General features: G+C 74.3%; 14 protein-coding genes. 1 reads left to right on the top strand and 13 read right to left on the bottom strand.

What is annotated here, in order from left to right; all coding sequences use genetic code 11:
• Positions 1-21 precede the first annotated feature (21 nt).
• From GA0070603_RS30660 to GA0070603_RS30610, 11 genes are all read right to left on the bottom strand, one after another.
• A complete protein-coding gene (locus GA0070603_RS30660; protein ID WP_091321193.1) occupies positions 22-1,227 on the bottom strand; it encodes a M20/M25/M40 family metallo-hydrolase in 1,206 nt (401 codons plus the stop codon).
• A complete protein-coding gene (locus GA0070603_RS30655) occupies positions 1,227-1,988 on the bottom strand; it encodes an amino acid ABC transporter ATP-binding protein (RefSeq protein ID WP_279627507.1) in 762 nt (253 codons plus the stop codon). Before GA0070603_RS30655 ends, GA0070603_RS30660 begins: the two co-directional genes overlap by 1 nt.
• Positions 1,985-2,839 (bottom strand): amino acid ABC transporter permease, encoded by an 855-nt coding sequence (locus tag GA0070603_RS30650; RefSeq protein WP_091321190.1) that lies wholly within the window; start codon positions 2,837-2,839, stop codon positions 1,985-1,987. The genes GA0070603_RS30655 and GA0070603_RS30650 overlap by 4 nt, the downstream gene beginning before the upstream one ends.
• 116 nt (positions 2,840-2,955) lie before the next feature.
• Positions 2,956-3,903: a transporter substrate-binding domain-containing protein gene (locus GA0070603_RS30645; RefSeq protein ID WP_091321188.1), complete on the bottom strand. Its 948-nt coding sequence runs from the start codon at positions 3,901-3,903 to the stop codon at positions 2,956-2,958.
• A 94-nt stretch (positions 3,904-3,997) separates the two neighbouring features.
• Positions 3,998-4,879, bottom strand: coding sequence for a MurR/RpiR family transcriptional regulator (locus tag GA0070603_RS30640; protein ID WP_091321186.1), 882 nt, complete (start codon positions 4,877-4,879; stop codon positions 3,998-4,000).
• Between the two features lie 95 nt (positions 4,880-4,974).
• Positions 4,975-6,399, bottom strand: coding sequence for a hypothetical protein (locus GA0070603_RS30635; protein ID WP_091321184.1), 1,425 nt, complete (start codon positions 6,397-6,399; stop codon positions 4,975-4,977).
• A 193-nt stretch (positions 6,400-6,592) separates the two neighbouring features.
• Positions 6,593-7,849, bottom strand: coding sequence for a cyanophycinase (locus GA0070603_RS30630; protein WP_091321182.1), 1,257 nt, complete (start codon positions 7,847-7,849; stop codon positions 6,593-6,595).
• A 114-nt stretch (positions 7,850-7,963) separates the two neighbouring features.
• A complete protein-coding gene (locus GA0070603_RS30625) occupies positions 7,964-8,791 on the bottom strand; it encodes an ABC-2 transporter permease family protein (RefSeq protein WP_091321180.1) in 828 nt (275 codons plus the stop codon).
• Positions 8,788-9,708 carry an ABC transporter ATP-binding protein gene (locus tag GA0070603_RS30620; protein ID WP_091321178.1) on the bottom strand — a complete coding sequence of 307 codons (921 nt, stop codon included), beginning with the start codon at positions 9,706-9,708 and terminating at the stop codon, positions 8,788-8,790. Before GA0070603_RS30620 ends, GA0070603_RS30625 begins: the two co-directional genes overlap by 4 nt.
• Before the next feature lie 91 nt (positions 9,709-9,799).
• On the bottom strand, positions 9,800-10,477 hold the full coding sequence (locus GA0070603_RS30615; RefSeq protein ID WP_091321176.1) for a response regulator: 678 nt from the start codon (positions 10,475-10,477) through the stop codon (positions 9,800-9,802).
• The gene (locus tag GA0070603_RS30610) at positions 10,474-11,652 is read right to left on the bottom strand and encodes a sensor histidine kinase (protein WP_091321174.1); all 1,179 of its coding nucleotides are present in this window, start codon (positions 11,650-11,652) and stop codon (positions 10,474-10,476) included. The genes GA0070603_RS30615 and GA0070603_RS30610 overlap by 4 nt, the downstream gene beginning before the upstream one ends.
• Before the next feature lie 165 nt (positions 11,653-11,817).
• Between GA0070603_RS30610 and GA0070603_RS30605 the strand changes: the two genes are divergently transcribed.
• A complete protein-coding gene (locus GA0070603_RS30605; protein ID WP_091321172.1) occupies positions 11,818-12,468 on the top strand; it encodes a fasciclin domain-containing protein in 651 nt (216 codons plus the stop codon).
• A 49-nt stretch (positions 12,469-12,517) separates the two neighbouring features.
• On the opposite strand, the gene GA0070603_RS30600 is transcribed toward GA0070603_RS30605, so the two are convergent.
• Positions 12,518-13,180 carry a DUF998 domain-containing protein gene (locus GA0070603_RS30600; protein WP_091321171.1) on the bottom strand — a complete coding sequence of 221 codons (663 nt, stop codon included), beginning with the start codon at positions 13,178-13,180 and terminating at the stop codon, positions 12,518-12,520.
• On the bottom strand, positions 13,177-16,512 hold the full coding sequence (gene lysX, locus GA0070603_RS30595; protein ID WP_244282661.1) for a bifunctional lysylphosphatidylglycerol synthetase/lysine--tRNA ligase LysX: 3,336 nt from the start codon (positions 16,510-16,512) through the stop codon (positions 13,177-13,179). The genes GA0070603_RS30600 and lysX overlap by 4 nt, the downstream gene beginning before the upstream one ends.
• Positions 16,513-16,552: the final 40 nt, after the last annotated feature.

Below are 16,552 nucleotides of genomic sequence, written 5' to 3'. Positions count from 1 at the left end.
GCGCGGCGGCCGGCCCCCGGATCACGCGGTGGTCATCCGTTCGTGCGGCGGCACGTGGCACTCCACCCCGACCGCGGCGACCAGGTCGACGAGGCCGGCCAGCAGCGCCACCCGTGGGACGACCGAGTCGAGGTCGAGCCACTCGTGCGGGCTGTGGTCGGCGCCGCCGATCGGGCCGAGCCCGTCCAGCACTGCCGCGCCCGCCTCGGCGAGGAGGTTCGCGTCGGCGCAGCCGCCCGTGGCGGTGTGCGACACGGGCACACCGATCCCGGCGCCGACCTTGGCCGCCAGCTCGGTCAGCCGGTGGCCGCCCTCGCCCGGCTCCCACGGCGGCGTGGGCGCGTGCACGGCCAGTTCGCCGCGTACTCCCGAGACGGACGGGGCGGCGACCAGCCGGCGGATCTCGGCGAGCGCGGCCTCGTACTCGCCGGTGTGCCAGGCGCGCAGGTCGACAAGCATCCGGGCGTGGTCGGCGACCACGTTGGGCCGGCCGCCGGCCTCCAGCAGCCCGACGTTCACGGTGACGCCGGGCCAGCGGCCGTTGAGCTGGTCCAGTGCCACCGTCAGCCGGGCTGCGGCGAGCAGCGCGTTGGCGCCGCGTTCCGGCTCGATGCCGGCGTGCGCGGCCCGGCCGCGCAGGGTCACCTCCAGGTCGGCCACGCCCTTGCGCGCCGAGACCAGGTCGCCGTTGTCGCGGGCGCATTCCAGGCAGAGCGCCACGTCGGCCTCGGCCCCGAGGGTACGCAGCAGCGGCCGGCTGCCGGGCGAGCCGATCTCCTCGTCCGGCGTGCAGACCAGCACCAGTTCCCCGTACCCGTCGAGGTTCAGCGCGGCCAGCACCTCGACGGCGGCGAGGCCGGCGAGCAGGCCACCCTTGTCGTCGCTGACTCCCGGCCCGTACGCCCGGCCGTCGTGGATCCGGAACGGCCGGGCGGCGGCCGTGCCGGGCGGGAAGACGGTGTCGAGGTGTCCGGCGAGCAGGATGCGGCGACTGCCGGCGCCCCGGCGGCGGGCGATGAGCACGTCTCCGAGCGGTGTGCCGGCCGGGTCGGTGACCGGTTCCCGCTCGACCGCCATCCCGGCGGCGAGGCACCAGGTCTGGACGAGGTCGGCGGCGGCGCGCAGCCCGTCGACCTGCCGGGAGCCGGAGTCGACGGCGACCAGTTGGGCGAGGCGGTCGTGGTACGCGGCCAGCCGGTCGCCGGCCGCCGTGAGCAGCGGATCCATCAGAGCACCTTGTCGAGGAAGGCGCGGGTGCGGTCGTGGCGGGGGCTGCCGAGCACGTCGGTCGGCGTGCCGGCCTCGACCACCACTCCCCCGTCGAGGAACGCGACCTGGTCGGCGACCTCGCGGGCGAAGCCCATCTCGTGGGTCACCACCACCATGGTCATGCCGTCGGCGGCGAGCCCCTTCATCACGTCGAGCACCTCGCCGACAAGTTCGGGGTCGAGCGCGGAGGTGGGTTCGTCGAACAGCATCAGCTTGGGCCGCATGGCCAGGGCCCGGGCGATGGCGACGCGCTGCTGCTGGCCCCCGGAGAGCTGGCTCGGGTAGTTGCCGGCGCGCTCGGTCAGCCCGACCCGGTCGAGCAGCCGCATGGCCTGCTCCCGTGCCTGCTCACGTGGAGTGCCGAGGACGCGGACCGGCGCCTCGACGACGTTGCCGAGCGCGGTGAGGTGCGGGAAGAGGTTGAACCGCTGGAACACCATGCCGATGTCGCGGCGGCGCACGGCGACCTCGCGGGCCTTGAGCTCGTGCAGCTTGTCGCCGTGACGGCGGTAGCCGACGAGTTCGCCGTCGACCCAGAGCTGGCCGCCGTCGATGCGCTCCAGGTGGTTGATGCAGCGCAGGAACGTGGACTTGCCGGAGCCGGAGGGGCCGAGCAGGCAGGCCACCTCACCGGGCCGGACGGTCAGGTCGATGCCCTTGAGCACCTCGACCGGGCCGAACCGCTTGGTGACGCTCTCGGCGCGCACCATCGGAGTCATCGGACGCCTCCCCGGGTGAAGCCGCGGCCGAACCGCCGCTCGATCAGCCACTGGCCGGCCGACAGGAGGCTGACCAGGGCGAGGTACCAGATCGCCGCCACCACGAGCAGCGGGATCACCTTGTAGTTGTTCTGGTAGACGGTCTGCACGGCCGTCATGAGGTCCCGTCCGGCGATGATGGACACCAGGGCTGTCGACTTGAGCATGGTGATGGTCTCGTTGCCCATCGGCGGGATGATGACCCGCATGGCCTGGGGCAGCACCACCCGGCGCAGGGTGAGCGTGGGGCTCATGCCGAGCGCGGCGGCGGCCTCGGTCTGCCCGCCGTCCACGGCGAGGATCCCGCCACGGATCACCTCGGCGGCGTAGGCCATCTCGTTGAGCGACAGGGCGAGCACGGCGGCGACGGTTCCGGTCACCACCACGCTGGTGGGCCGGTCGAACAGGACGGTGCCGGTGAACGGCACGGTCAGGGTGATGCGGGGGAAGAGCGCGCCCAGGAAGCCGAAGAAGATGATCTGGACCAGCAGCGGGGTGCCCCGGAAGACCCAGATGAAGGTCCACGAGACGCCGCGCAGGACCGGGTTCTCCGAGAGCCGCATGACGGCGAGGGCGATGCCTCCGGCCGTGCCGAGCAGCATGGCCAGCAGGGTCAGCCAGAGGGTGGTGACCACGCCGTCGAGGACGTAGTCCTTGAACAGGTAGTGGGCGATGGTGCCGGGTTCGAGGTTGGGGCTCGTGAACAGCGCCCGGAGGAACAGGGCGGCCAGCGCGAACACGATCAGCGCGGTCAGCCAGCGCCCGTAGTGGCGGACGGGAACGACACGTACCGCGGTGGTGTCGGTGGTCATTCTGCGGTGCCTCCTGCGGAGGAAGATGGCGGCGGTCGCCGGGCGCCTCCGGGCCCGCCCTCACGGAAGTGGAGGGCGCCCGGCGACCGCGGATCAGGGGTGGTGGTCCGCCGGGGTCAGTCGATGGCCTGGTCGATGGTGGCCTGCTTGACCGCGATCGGGGTCTGCTTCCACCAGGCGAGGATCTTGTCGTAGGTGCCGTCGTCGATGAGCGACTGCACGGCGGCCCGGTAGGCCTCGGCCAGGTCCTTGTCGGCCTTGAGGAAGCCGAACCCGTTCGGGCTGGCCAGCCAGCCGTTGGGCGCCGACGCGTCCTCGACCAGTTCGGCCTTGCCGCTGAGCGAGGCGGCGGTGTCGACCAGGTTGACCTTGGTGGCGGCGACCGCGTCGACGTTGCCGGCGATCAGCGCCTGCACGGCCTGCGGGTTCTCCGGGTACTCCTTGACCTGGACGGGCTTGCCGGCGCAGCTCTCCTTGGCGTACGCGGTGAGGTTCTTCGCCTGGTTGCTGGCCTTCTGCACGGCGACCTTGCGGCCGCACAGGTCGGCGACGCTCCTGACCGCGAGGGGGTTGCCGGTGGCGACCAGGAACCCGGTGCCGGAGGCGGAGTAGTCGACGAAGGTGGCGACCAGCTGGCGCTCCTTCTTGTCGGTGATGCCGCCGGCGATCGCGTCGTACTTGCCGGCCTGGAGGCCGGGGACCAGGCCGTCGAAGGGCTGCTGGGAGAAGGTCGCCTTCAGCCCGAGCCGGGCCGAGGCGGCCTGGAACAGGTCGTAGTCCAGTCCCTTGAACTCGTCGGTCTTGCCCTCGACCTTGAAGTCGATGAACGGCTGGTAGGGGGCGTTGGTGGCGACGGTGAGGCTGCCCCGGTCGCGCACCTCGGCGGGGACCTTCTTCGCGAGCGTGGTGTCGGTGTCGACCGCGCCGACGCCCTCGATGGTGACGGAGACGGGCTTGATCTGGTCGCCGGAGGTGCCGGCGGAGGAGGTGGAGCCGCCGCAGGCGGCGGTGGCGGCGAGCAGGGCCGTGGTCGCGCCGACCAGGGCGAACTGGCGGATGCGCATGGGGTGTCCTTCCGGGGGCCAGGTGTCAACCAGCCCCCGGACTGTAACTGACGTTACGGTCTCGGCGAGATTACAATTTCTTGTAACGCCGCCGTCAGCCCTCCCCGAACGCCTGCTGGGCCGCCTCCATGGCCTTGAGCCGGGCGCCGGCCACCGGGCCGAGCCGGTCGATCAGCGCCGCGACGAGGGTCTCCACCAGCGCCAACGTGGGCGTGAAGCTGTCGTACGGCGAGGGCGACTCGACCCGGCTCGGCAGCACCACCTCGGCGAGGCCGGCCACCGGGGACAGCCAGCGGTCGGTGAAGAGCACCACCTTGGCCCCCCGCGCGGTGACGTTGCGCGCCAGCGCGAGGGTGGCCTCCTCGTAACGGCGGAAGTCGAACAGCACGACCAGGTCGCGGCGGCCCACGTCGACGAGCATGTCGGTGCGCTCGACCGGGCCGGCCGGCAGCAGGCGGCTGTTGCCGCGCACCTGCATGAGGTGCAGCACCAGGTAGTGGGCGAGCAGCGTGGAGAAGCGGCCGCCGGCCGCGGTGACGCGTAGCTGCTGGTCGGCGAAAAGGCGCACGGCGGCGTCCAGTTCGCCCTGCGGCAGCTCGGCGAGGGTCCCGGCGACCGCCTCGGGCAGGGTCGCCGCGGCCCGGGGCAGCGCACCTTCCGGCGGCGCGCCGGTGCGCTCGGTGGCCCGGTACGCCGTCAGCGGCGAGGTCTCCCGCTCGGCCAGTTCCTCGCGCAGCGCCCGCTGGAACTCCGGGTAGCCGCCGAATCCGAGGCGGGACAGGAAGCGCAGCACCGTCGGTGCGCTCACCTCGGCCCGCTCGGCCAGCGCGGCTACCGTGCCCAGCCCGGCGGCCGGATAGGAGGCGAGCAGCGCGCGGGCGACCCGGCGCTCGGCCGGGCTGCACTCGCCCAGCCGCTGGCGGACCAGCGCGGCCACGCCCACGCCGTGGGGTTCGTCAGGATGGGGGTTCGACACGCGCCGAGCCTAACGGCCGTCGTCCGGCGAGCCCGGGACGGCAGGACCGCGGGGCGGGGCGGTGCCTCGCCCCGCGGTCCGTGGGGGGCGCCGGGTCAGGATCGGGTGAGCGTGCAGGAGTAGTCCGCCGTGCCGGAGCCGGCGTACGCCTCCAGGTCGAGGTAGTAGGTCGCCGAGCCGGACGCGGTCCGGGTCAGGGTGACCGACTCGTCCGCGCCGGCGCCGTCGTTCACCGACCGGGTCAGCGTGCTTCCGGTCGAGCTCAGCAGGTAGAGGTCCGCGTCGTAGGCGGTGGGGATCGCGCAGTTCGCGGTGAGCGTCTGCCCGCCGGCGAGGGTCAGGGCGAAGTAGTCCCGGTCGGTGGCGCTCTTCATGTCGCCGGTGACGGTGGCCGGGTAGGTCAGTGCGGTGATGTCGTTGGCGGCGGTGCGCGAGTCGTTCGGCTCCGCCTCGGCGTAGCTGGACCCGCCGGAGGGCGGCGGGGTGGAGCAGTCGGTCACCGGTGTGCCGCTGTAGAGGCTGCCGTCGGGCACCCCGGCCCGCACGCTCTTCAGGTAGTAGCCGCAGGTGGGCCGGTTGGCGAAGTCGTACGTCTGGCCGCTGGTCAGCTTCCAGATCTTGAAGTTGGTGTAGGTCAGCGGCTGGCCGGAGACGGCCACCTCGGGCTGGTGGTCGCCCAGGACGACGTACGCGCTGGGACCGCTCAACGTCGCCAGGCCGTTGCGGTCGATGTAGAGCGAGGCGCCCTCCTCGACGCCGACGCCCCAGGCCTTGCCACCGCTCGCCAACCCGTCCTTGACGGCCCGGGCGACGAACGCCATGGTCCGACCCATCCGGTCGCGGGTGACGAAGTGGGAGTCGTTGACGGTGTTGGCGTAGTTCGGCCAGCGGAACATGCCGGTGGTGAAGGTCAGTGACCGGTCGTACGGGTTGGCCAGCGCGGTCGACGAGGTGGCGCTCGCGGCGCAGGCGTCGTAGACGATGTCGCTGTTGACGTGGTGGCCCGCGCTGCCGCCGCCGACCCCGCCGCCCTTGGCGACCACCGACTCCACCGACGCCTCCAGGGCGGTGCCCTTCCAGGCCACATAGTTGCACTGGTCGCCGCCGGCGAAGTAGACGAACTCGGCGTTGCGGATGTCGGTGTTGGCCTGGCTGTCGTTGCCGTCGCGGGCGGCGGTCAGGGTGAGCGTGGTGCAGGAGTTGATCCCGGCCAGCTTGGTGATGACGTCGCACTCCGGGGTCCCCGACCCGGAACCCGCGACGACGACCACGTCGATCGTGCCGGTGCCGCCGCGGATGGCGTCGACCGCCCTGGTCATGGTGGCGGTGACGATGCCGCCGGAGCCGTTCATCGTGTACGCCGGGCCGGACCAGGCCGCCCGGCTCACGTCGGCGGCGCTTCCCTGGCGGACCCGGGTCACCTGTGCGTGCGCGGCGGTGGCCCCGATCGGGGCGATGGTGAGGAGTGCGGCGGCGGCCGCCACCAGGGCGACTCGGCGGGGGTTGCGGGTAGGGAACATGGGCACCTCCAAGGGGCCACGAATCTGTGAAACAGAAGTTACAACCATCTATCGCCACACTCAATACGTAACTTCTGTTACAGCCCCGCGAACGGCTGCCGATGGTCGGGCCGGAACGACACCGACCCGGCGGCGCGCTGCCGCCACGGGGGCGGGAGCGCACCGCCGGGTCAGGACGGCGGCGCCTACCGGGTCAGGCCGCCGGAGCGATGCCGATCACGGCGTCGGTGAACGTGACAGCCGTGGCGCCCCGGTACGCGGCGAAGCCGCGGCCACGGGTCAGGTGCGCCTCCCACTGCGGGTCCTTCTCGTACGACGTGCCGCCCACGGACGCGCAACCGGCCTGGGCGGCCAGCCCCTCCACCAGCCCCACCATGGCGTAGTCGTAGAAGACGTCCGTCGAGGGCGCGACAGCGCACGGGCCGTCCGCCGGGACGACCGGCGGCTTGCCCGCGGCCACCACGGTCCGCCACCCGGCGGCCCGGTACGCGTCCCCCGCCGTGAGCCGGCTCCACCGCACGCCCTCGATGCCCCAGATTCCACCGTGGTCCGTCACCCGGGCACGGCGCAGGTCGAGCACGCTGACACCGCGCTGCCCGAGCACCCGCAGCGACGGGCCGCGCCCTCCGACGCCGGTCACCTCCAGTGCGGTGTTCTCGTCCAGCCCGAAGACCCGGTGGTGGTGGGTGTCCGAGGCGAGCCGGATGGAGCGCGCCTCGCGACCCCGCCGGGAGAAGTGGGTGTCGACAAGGCCGGCGGTGAAGAACCCGAACCCGCCGTGCGGCAGGTAGCCGAGCACGCCCGGGTCGTCGAAGTAGCCGGGCTTCGCGCCGTCCCGCAGCCCCGGCTCGGTGGACCCGCCGGTGATCATGTCCCGGCCGGCCATGATCTGGGCGCCGGCGCTGGTGCCGGCGACCACCGCCCCCTGCCGCAGCTTGCGCCGCACGGCCGCGAGCGCCGCGCTGTCGCGCTGCGCCGCGCCCCGGGTCATGGTGGTGACGTAGCGGTACTGGTCGCCACCGCCGAAGAAGAACCCGCTCATCGACTCGATCTGCCGGACCACGGCCGGGTCGTCGGCGGCTGTCGGCTGGTCCAGGTCGATGGGGATCCACTGCGCGTCGGCCACGCCGTACCCGCGGAACAGGTCCGCGTAGTAGTCGCCGTTGCAGACGCTGTTGTTGCAGTCGGGTGTGCCGGCGTCCGGGTCCTCGGAGGGCACCGGTGCGGCGGCGGTGAAGATGCCGATCCGGGCCTTTCCGGGGCCACCGGCCAGCCGGACGATGTCGCCGTAGATCTCGCTGTTGTCGTCGGCGAGCGCGCCGCCGACGAGCACCAGGCTGCCGCCGTCGCGATGGGTGGACGGGGCGGCCGTCGCCGAGGCGGCCGGCAGGGTGAGCGTGGCGACCGCGCAGACGCCGACCCCCAGGGTCAGCAGGCGGTTCAAGGGCATGACTGCTCCTCACAGGACCGTGAGGGCGGGCCGAGCACGAGCGTACGGCAGCGGGCCGGCGTCGACAACGATCGAACGACCGATGGCGTACGCGACCCGCCGCCTTCCCACCGCTCAGGCGTCGCGGCGGCGCAGCAGGACGACTGCGGCGCCGACGAGGGCCACCAGCCACGCCAGGAGGACGGCCGCCCCGGCTCCCGGCGACAGCAGGTCCGGGTAGGCCCCGACGGTCATCACGGCCTGGCCGGCGTTGGACGGCAGGTAGGGCGAGATCGCGTCGGACCAGCTCTCCGGGAGCAGGGACACCACCCCCGGCACGACCAGCAGCAGGGCCACCACGCTGGTCAGCGCGCCGGCGATGTTCCGCAGCAGGAAGCCCAGCGCCAGGCCGAGCACGCCGACAGCGGTCAGGTAGCCGGCCGTGCCGAGGACGGCGCGCAGCACGCCGTCGTCGCCGAGGGAGATGCCCTTGTCGCCCAGCACGGCCTGCCCGCCGAGGAAGGTGAGCAGCACGGTCGGCACGAGCACGGCGAGGGACACGCCGGCCAGGACCGTGACCTTCCCGGCGAGCACCGGCCACCGCCGGGGCACCGCGGCGAGCGAGGACCGGATCATGCCGGTGGAGTATTCCCCCGCCGCCAGCAGCACGCCCAGGGTGCCGATGAGCAGTTGGGCGAGGTTGACCCCGCCGAGGCTCGCGCCGAGCGGGTCGAGCGAGGACGGGCCCCCGGGCGGCGCGGGCGTGCCGGGCTCGATGGTGGCGTCGGCCAGGAAGGCCGAGAAGCCGAGGCCGAGCGCGGCGAAGACGACCACCGTGGCGGCCAGCATGATCAGGGAGGACCGCAGTGAGCGGAACTTGATCCATTCGGCGCGTACCACCCGGGCGCCGGTGACCCGGGCGTCGGTGGGGATGGTGGCGGGCAGGTCGGCGGTCGTGGTCATCGCGGGTTCCCCTCGGAGGCGCCGGCGTACTCGACGGCGTCGCGGGTCATGGTCATGAACGCCTCCTCCAGGGAGGCCTCGGTGGCGGAGAGCTCGTGCAGGGTGAGTCCGGCCGCCGCCGCCCGGTCGCCGATCTCCTCCCGGGTCAGGCCGGTGACCTCCAGCAGGCCCGGCTCGCCGCCGGTGATCGTCACCGCCGGCCCGGCCAGCACGTCGCGCAGCGCGGTGGCCTGCGGGGAGCGCACCCGGACGGTGGCGCGGGACGCCCGGCGGGTGAACTCGGCCAGGGAGACGTCGGCGATCAGCCGGCCGCGGCCCACCACGATCAGGTGCTCGGCGGTCTGCGCCATCTCACTCATCAGGTGGGAGGACACGAAGACGGTTCGTCCCTCGGCGGCGAGGCCCTTGAGCAGGCCACGGATCCAGCGGATGCCGTCCGGGTCGAGGCCGTTGACCGGCTCGTCGAGCATCACCACCCGCGGGTCGCCCAGCAGCGCTGCGGCGATGCCAAGCCGCTGGCCCATCCCGAGCGAGAAGCCGCCGGCCCGCTTGCCGGCCACCTCGTGCAGGCCGACAAGGTCGATCACCTCGTCGACCCGGCGGCGGCCGATGCCGTGCGTGGCGGCCAGGGCGAGCAGGTGGTTGCGGGCGGAACGGCCGGTGTGCACCGCCTTCGCCTCCAGCAGGGCGCCGATCTCCCGGAGCGGAGCGGGGTGGTCGGCGTAGCGGCGGCCGTTGACCGTCGCGGTGCCGGCGGTCGGGGCGTCCAGGCCGAGGATCATCCGCATGGTGGTGGACTTCCCGGCCCCGTTGGGGCCCAGGAAGCCGGTGACGGTGCCTGGCCTGACCTGGAAGGTCAGGGAGTCCACGGCGAGCTTGTCGCCGTAGCGCTTGCTGAGTCCGGTCACGTCGATCATGTGACCAACCGTCGCCCGCGTACGCCGGCCGCCGCGTCGGCCACCCGCGGACACCTGCGCGTACCGCGGGCGCGGTACGCCGGCGGCCGGCCTACTCCGTCGGCGGGTCCGCCCGGACGAGCCCGGTCTGGTACGCGAACACCACGAGCTGTGCCCGGTCCCGCGCGCCGAGCTTCGCCATGGCCCGGTTCACATGGGTCTTGGCGGTGAGCGGGGACACCACCAGCCGCTGGGCGATCTGCTCGTTGCTCAAGCCCGTGGCGACAAGCGTCAGCACCTCCCGTTCCCGCTCGGTGAGCGCCCGCAGCCGGTCCGGGGTGGCCGGCGGCTCCGGCTCGGGCTGGGCGAGGAACCGGGCGATCAACCCGCGGGTGGCCTTCGGGGACAGCAGGGCGTCGCCGGCCGCCACGGTGCGGATCGCGTCGAGCAGTTCGGCCGGCTCCACACCCTTGCCGAGGAATCCGCTGGCGCCGGCGCGGAGCGCCTGGAAGACGTACTCGTCGACCTCGAAGGTGGTCAGGATGAGCACGCGTACGCCCGCCAGGTCCTCGTCGGCGGTGATCTCGCGGGTGGCGGCCAGCCCGTCCAGGTCGGGCATGCGGATGTCCATGAGCACGACGTCGGCGCGCGTGGTGCGGGCCCGCGCGACCGCCTCCCGGCCGGTGGCGGCCTCCCCCACCACCGTCAGGTCGGGCGCGGAGTCGATCAGCACCCGGAACCCGGCGCGGATGAGGGTCTGGTCGTCGGCGAGCAGAACCCGGACCGTCATGCGTTCTCCTCGTCCTGCGGGGCGGGCAGGTCGGCGCGGACCACGAAGCCGCCGTCCGGGTGCGGGCCGGCGTGGAAGGCGCCGCCCACCGCCTCGGCCCGTTCGCGCATGCCCAGCAGGCCGAGACCGGTGCCCGGCTCGGACCCCGCCCCGGCGCCCTGGTCGCGCACCTCGACGGTGAGCCCGTCCGGGGTGTAGCGCAGGCGGACCATGACGGGGGCGCCCGGGGCGTGCCGGTGGGCGTTGGTCAGCGACTCCTGGATGATCCGGTACGCGGCCACGTCGACCGCGCTGGGCAACGGGCGGGGCTGCCCGGCCAGCGTCCACCGCACCGGCTGGCCGGCCGCGAAGCCGTCGACGAGGGTGTCGAGCCGGGTCAGGCTGGGGGCGGGTTCGGTCGGGGGTTCGGGCTCCTCCTGGCGGCGCAGGACGCCGAGCAGGGTGGCCATCTCGTCGAGGACGGTCCGCGCGGCGGAGCGTACGTGCCCGAGGGCCTCCTCGGCCGCGTCCGGCTGCTGCCGCAGCACGTGCCCCGCCACTCCGGCCTGCACGTTGATCAGCGCGATGTGGTGGGCCACCACGTCGTGCAACTCCCGGGCGATGCGCAGCCGCTCCTCGGTGACCCGGCGGCGGGCCTCCGCCTCGCGGGTCTGCTCCGCCCGCCGTGCCCGTTCCTCCAGCACCGCCACGTACGCGCGCCGGCTGCGTACCGCGTCGCCGGCGGCGACGGCCACGCCGAACCAGAGCACCAGCACCACCACGGCGGGGTCGAGCCAGCCGACGCCGAGCGCGACGACGGCGCAGGCGCCGAGCAGGAGGGCGCTGGCCGCGCCGGCCGCCACGGCCGTCCGCCGGTCGGTCCGGGTGGCCACCGTGTATGCCGCCAGGGCCACGGTGAGCACCAACGGCCCCCGGGCCTGCTGCGCGAGCAGCGCCGCGGCCGCGACGACGGTGACCACGCCGAGGACCGGCAGCGGGTGCCGACGCCGGACGACCAGGGCCGCGGAGCCGACCAGGGCGAGGAGCACCGCACCGGCCGTCAGCGGGGCGCGCGGAGGACCGCCGGGCGGGTTCACCGGCAGGAGGCTCGCCGCGAAGAGCACGGCGGCCGGCAGCGCGTCGACGACCGTCGGACGTGCGGCGGCGGCCCGGCGCCACCGCTCGAGTCGTCCCATGCCGTCAAGGTACGGCAGTGGCCCGCGGCAGCCCCGGCGATGGTGCGAGCGGCGGCAGCGCTCCCGGAAAGGCGCCTGCTTCGGGTGCATCCGGCGGGGCCCACCCCGCCGAACAAGGGTCGTGACGACAGTCACCGCTGGGGTCCATCGACGAAAGGCTCACCCATGAAGATGTCTCGCGTCGCCGCCCGCGTCGCGGTGGGCGCCACGGCCGCGGCCATGGCCGCCACCGCCGTCGCCGCGCCCGCGCAGGCGGCCACCGCGCCGTCCGGGACTCGCTCGCTGGCCGCCGTGCTCACGGCCGACACCAGCGGCTTCGACCGCAACCCCCGGGACTTCGACGTGCTCACCGCGGCGGTGCTCGCGGTGCTGCAGGCGAAGCCGGACTCGCCGGTGAAGGTGCTCACCGACGGCTCGGTCCCGCTGACCGCGTTCGTGCCCGACGACCGCGCGTTCCGGGAACTGGTCCGCGACATCACGCACGCCCGCACGCTGCCCGGTGAGCGGGCGGCGTTCGACGCGGTCGCCGGCCTCGGCACGGACACCGTGGAGGACGTGCTGCTCTACCACGTGGTGCCCGGCGCCACGATCGACCGCAGGGCCGCCCTCAAGGCCGACGGGGCGGAGCTGACCACCGCGCTCGGCGTCACCGTCGAGGTCGACGTCACGCGCTGCTGGTACGGCCGGCAGGTGCGGCTGGTCGACGCCGACAACAGCGACCGCGACGCCCGGGTCGTGCGCTACGACATCAACAAGGGCAACAAGCAGATCGCCCACGCGGTCGACCGGGTGCTCCGCCCGATCGACCTGCCCTGACGCGCGCGGCCGGCGCCCGGCACCCGCCGGGCGCCGGCCCCCACGACGCTCAGGTGACGGTGGAGTGCCGGGACCCGTCGCCCCGGGCGGCGGCGACGCCGCCGGCGTAGAGCAGCCAGCCGGAGAGGCCGAGCAGCTGGACCCGCTGCCAGGCGCCCAGCGCGGCGTCCGGCCGGATCAGCTCGACCAGCGTGCCGGCCGTGCCCACCAGCAGCACCGCGGCCACCGCCAGCCCCCAGCGGAACGACCCGCGGCGACCGCGCCGGCTCATCAGCAGCGCGAACAGTGAGGCCAGGGCGGCGGCGATCGCCACCGCCGAGCTGGCCGAGTGCCAGTGGTCCCGCCAGGACAGCTCGCCCAGCTCCGCGAGCCGGGCGCAGCGCGCGTCGGCCGAGGGGGCGCAGTCCATCGAGCTGACCGTGCCGTCCAGGGCGGTGGCCACGCCGAAGGCGACAAGCCCCCACCAGGCCCACCGCGGCCAGCCCCGGGCGCGCCGGGCCAGCGCCACCCCGGTCGCGGCCGCGAGCGCGCCGACGACCAGGTCACCCAGGCCGAACACCAGGTGGTACGGCTGGTCGCGGGCGGCCAGCTCGCTGGCGTACCCGTCGAGGAGGCCGAACGCCGGGTTCAGCAGTGGCCCGATCAGCCACGACGAGTAGAGGACCCCGGCCAGTGCGAGCGCCAGCCCCGGCAGCGCCCGGGCCCGGTTCACGAGGAGTCCCGGACCAGCGGGAAGGGCAGCGTCTCCCGGATCGACCGGCCGGTCAGCAGCATGAGCAGCCGGTCCACGCCCAGGCCCAGGCCGCCGGTGGGCGGCATGGCGTACTCCAGCGCGGTGAGGAAGTCCTCGTCCAGCTCCATCGCCTCGGGGTCGCCGCCGGCCGCGTGCAGCGACTGCGCGGTGAGCCGGCGCCGCTGTTCCGTCGGGTCGACCAGCTCCGAGTACGCGGTTCCCAACTCCATCCCGAACGCCACCAGGTCCCACCGCTCCGCCAGGCGCGGGTCGTCCCGGTGCTGCCGGGTCAGCGGCGAGACGTCGGTCGGGAAGTCCAGGTAGAACGTCGGCGCGTCGGTGCGCGCCTCGACCAGCCGCTCGTACAGCTCCAGCAGCACCGCGCCACGCTCCCAGCGCGGGTCGTACGCCACACCGGCGGCATCGCAGAGCTTGCGCAGGGCGGCCAGGTCGGTGTCGGCGGAGACCTCCTCGCCGAGCGCCGCGGAGACCGCCTCGTTCACCGTACGGACCGGCCACCCGCCCCCGATGTCCACGGTGTCGCCCGTCCCGGGGCGGCGCACCACCGGTGACCCGTGCACCGCGACCGCCGCCGCGACGATCAGCTCCCGGGCCAGCTCGCGCATCACGTGGTAGTCCGCGTACGCCTGGTAGACCTCCAGCACCGTGAACTCCGGGTTGTGGCTGTGGTCGACGCCCTCGTTGCGGAACGCCCGGCCCAGCTCGTACACCCGCTCCATCCCGCCGACGGCGAGCCGCTTCAGGTACAGCTCGGGGGCGATCCGCAGGCTCAGCCGCAGGTCGTACGCGTTGCTGTGGGTGACGAACGGGCGGGCGTTCGCGCCGCCGTGCACCCGCTGGAGGATCGGCGTCTCCACCTCCAGGAAGTCCCGGTCCGCCAGCGAGGCCCGCAGGCTGTGCAGGGCGGCGCCGCGGGCCCGCAGCAGGTCCCGCGCCGCCGGGTCGATGGCGAGGTCGAGGTAGCGCTGCCGGACCCGGGCCTCCGGGTCGGCGAGCCCGTGGTGCTTGTCCGGCAGCGGGCGCAGGCACTTGGCGGTCAGCCGCCAGTCGGCCACCCGCACCGACACCTCGCCGCGCCGGGTCGCGTACACCTCGCCGGTGGCGCCCACGTGGTCGCCGATGTCGACGGTGGCGCGCCACCGGTCCAGGTCGTGCTCCAGCATCAACTGGAGGTCGCCGCTGCCGTCCCGGATCGTCGCGAAGCAGACGTGGCCGTGGTCGCGGACCAGCAGCACCCGGCCGGCCACCGACACGGTCTCCCCGGTGCCGGTGTCCGGCGCCAGCCCGGTGTGCCGCGCCCGCACCGCCGCGCAGTCGTCGGTGCGCGCGAAGCCCACCGGGTACGGGTCGACGCCCTCGGCGCGCAGCCGGTCGAGCTTCGCGAGGCGTACCCGGATCTGCTCGGGCAGGTGCACCGCGGCCGGCTCCGGCGGCACGGCCCGGACCGTCGCGGCGGCCGGCGGCACGTAGCCCACTCCGCCGCCGGCCGGCGGTACGCCGTGCAGCGGGGTGGGCCGGCCGCCCGGCAGGGCGAGGAAGCCCTCGGCGACCGCCGCGGCGAGGCCCACCCGGGCCAGCTCCCGGCGCTCCCCGAAGCACAGGTAGCGCGGCGTCCAGTGCGGCTGGTACTTGGCGTTGGAGAGGTACAGCGACTCCAGCTGCCACCAGCGGGAGAAGAAGAGCAGGGTGTGCCGCCACAGCCGGATGACCGGGCCGGCGCCGATCCTCGCCCCCTGCTCGAAGACCGACCGGAACACCGCGAAGTTCAGCGACACCCGTTCGACGCCGAGCCGGGGCGCCTCCCCCATCAGCGCCGCGACCAGGAACTCCGTGATGCCGTTCTCGGCCGACCGGTCCCGGCGCATCAGGTCCAGCGACAGCCCGTCGGCGCCCCACGGGCTCAGCGACAGCAACGCCCGCACCCGGCCGTCCGCGTCCCGCGCCTCGACCAGCACGCAGTCACCGTCGGCCGGGTCGCCGAGCCGGCCCAGCGCCATCGAGAAGCCCCGCTCGTGTTCGGTGTCCCGCCAGGCCGTGGCCAGCCTCGCCAGCTCGGACAGCTCCCCCGCCGGGATCTCCGCGTGCCGGCGCACCCGGGCCGTGTAGCAGGCCCGCTCCACCCGGTGCACGGCCTGGCGGACCGGGCGCATGTCCCGCCCGTCCAGGTCGAACTCGCGGGCCAGCAGGATCGCCTCGTCGCCCAGGTGCAGCACCTTGAGCCCGTGCCGGTGGTACGCCCGGGCGCCCGCCTCGCTGGCGCCCATCACCGCCGGGGTCCAGGCGTACGCGCCGGCCTGTTCGAGCCAGGCCTCGATGGCCGGCCCCCACGCCTCCGGGTCGCCCACCGGGTCGCCGCTGGCCAGGCTGACGCCGTTGACCACCCGGTAGGTGATCGCCGCCTTGCCGCTGGCCGAGAAGATCGCCGCCTTGTCCCGGCGGGTGGCGAAGTAGCCGAGGGAGTCGCGCCCGCCGTGCCGGGCGAGCAGTTCCCGGATCCGCTCCTCCTCGTCGGGGTGCAGCACGGCGGCGGCCCGCTGCGACCGGAGCAGGGTGAACAGGCCGGCGACGAAGGCGATTCCACCGAACGCGCCGAGCACCAGGTTGACCCAGCCGGGCGCCTGCCCCTGCCGGGTGACGTCCAGGGTGACGGCGCCGCCGAACACCTTCTCGACGGCGTAGCCGAGCCGGTCCACCCAGGTGCGCAGGCTGCCCGGCTCGACGAGGAGCAGCAGGTAGCCGAGCCCGACCGCGACCGCCGCCAGCCCGAGGAAGACCCCGAGGGCCCGCCACAGGCTGCCGCTGCGGACCCGGGCGTAGAACTCCCGACGGGCGGCCAGCAGCAGGGCCAGCGCCCCGGCGGCGAAGGCGATGCCCACCCACACCCCGACCGTCTCCAGCGAGGTGAACAGCCGCTCCCCGGCGTCGTCGGTGAGGTCGTTGCTGCCGATCACCAGGAGCAGCACGCCGGCCAGCACGCCGACGGCCAGGCTGAGGGTGAAGTAGACGACCAGCACCCAGTACGCCAGCCGCTTGCGGCGCAGCACCGCCGAGGCGAGCGTGCCGAGGAAGACCGCGTACGCCAGGTTCGCCGGGGCGGGCAGCAGCAGGGCGTCGATGGCGGTGCGCACCGGCTGGATGTCGGAGCGGACGGCGCTGCTCAGCGCGGCCAGCGCGCAGACCACCGCGATCACCCAGAGCAGCGTGGCGAAGGCCCGCGGCACCTGGCGTCGCCAGTCCGGGTCGGCGCGCCGGGCGTCCGCCACCGTCCGCGACGCGGTGCTCGGGGTCAACGTGGCCTCCCTCGTGCCGGTGACGCCCCGGCCTCGACCG

This window comes from Micromonospora chersina (assembly GCF_900091475.1).
GTDB lineage: Bacteria > Actinomycetota > Actinomycetes > Mycobacteriales > Micromonosporaceae > Micromonospora > Micromonospora chersina.
The sequence above is the reverse complement of the archived record's forward strand: the minus strand, read 5'-3'. Positions and strand labels throughout refer to the sequence as shown.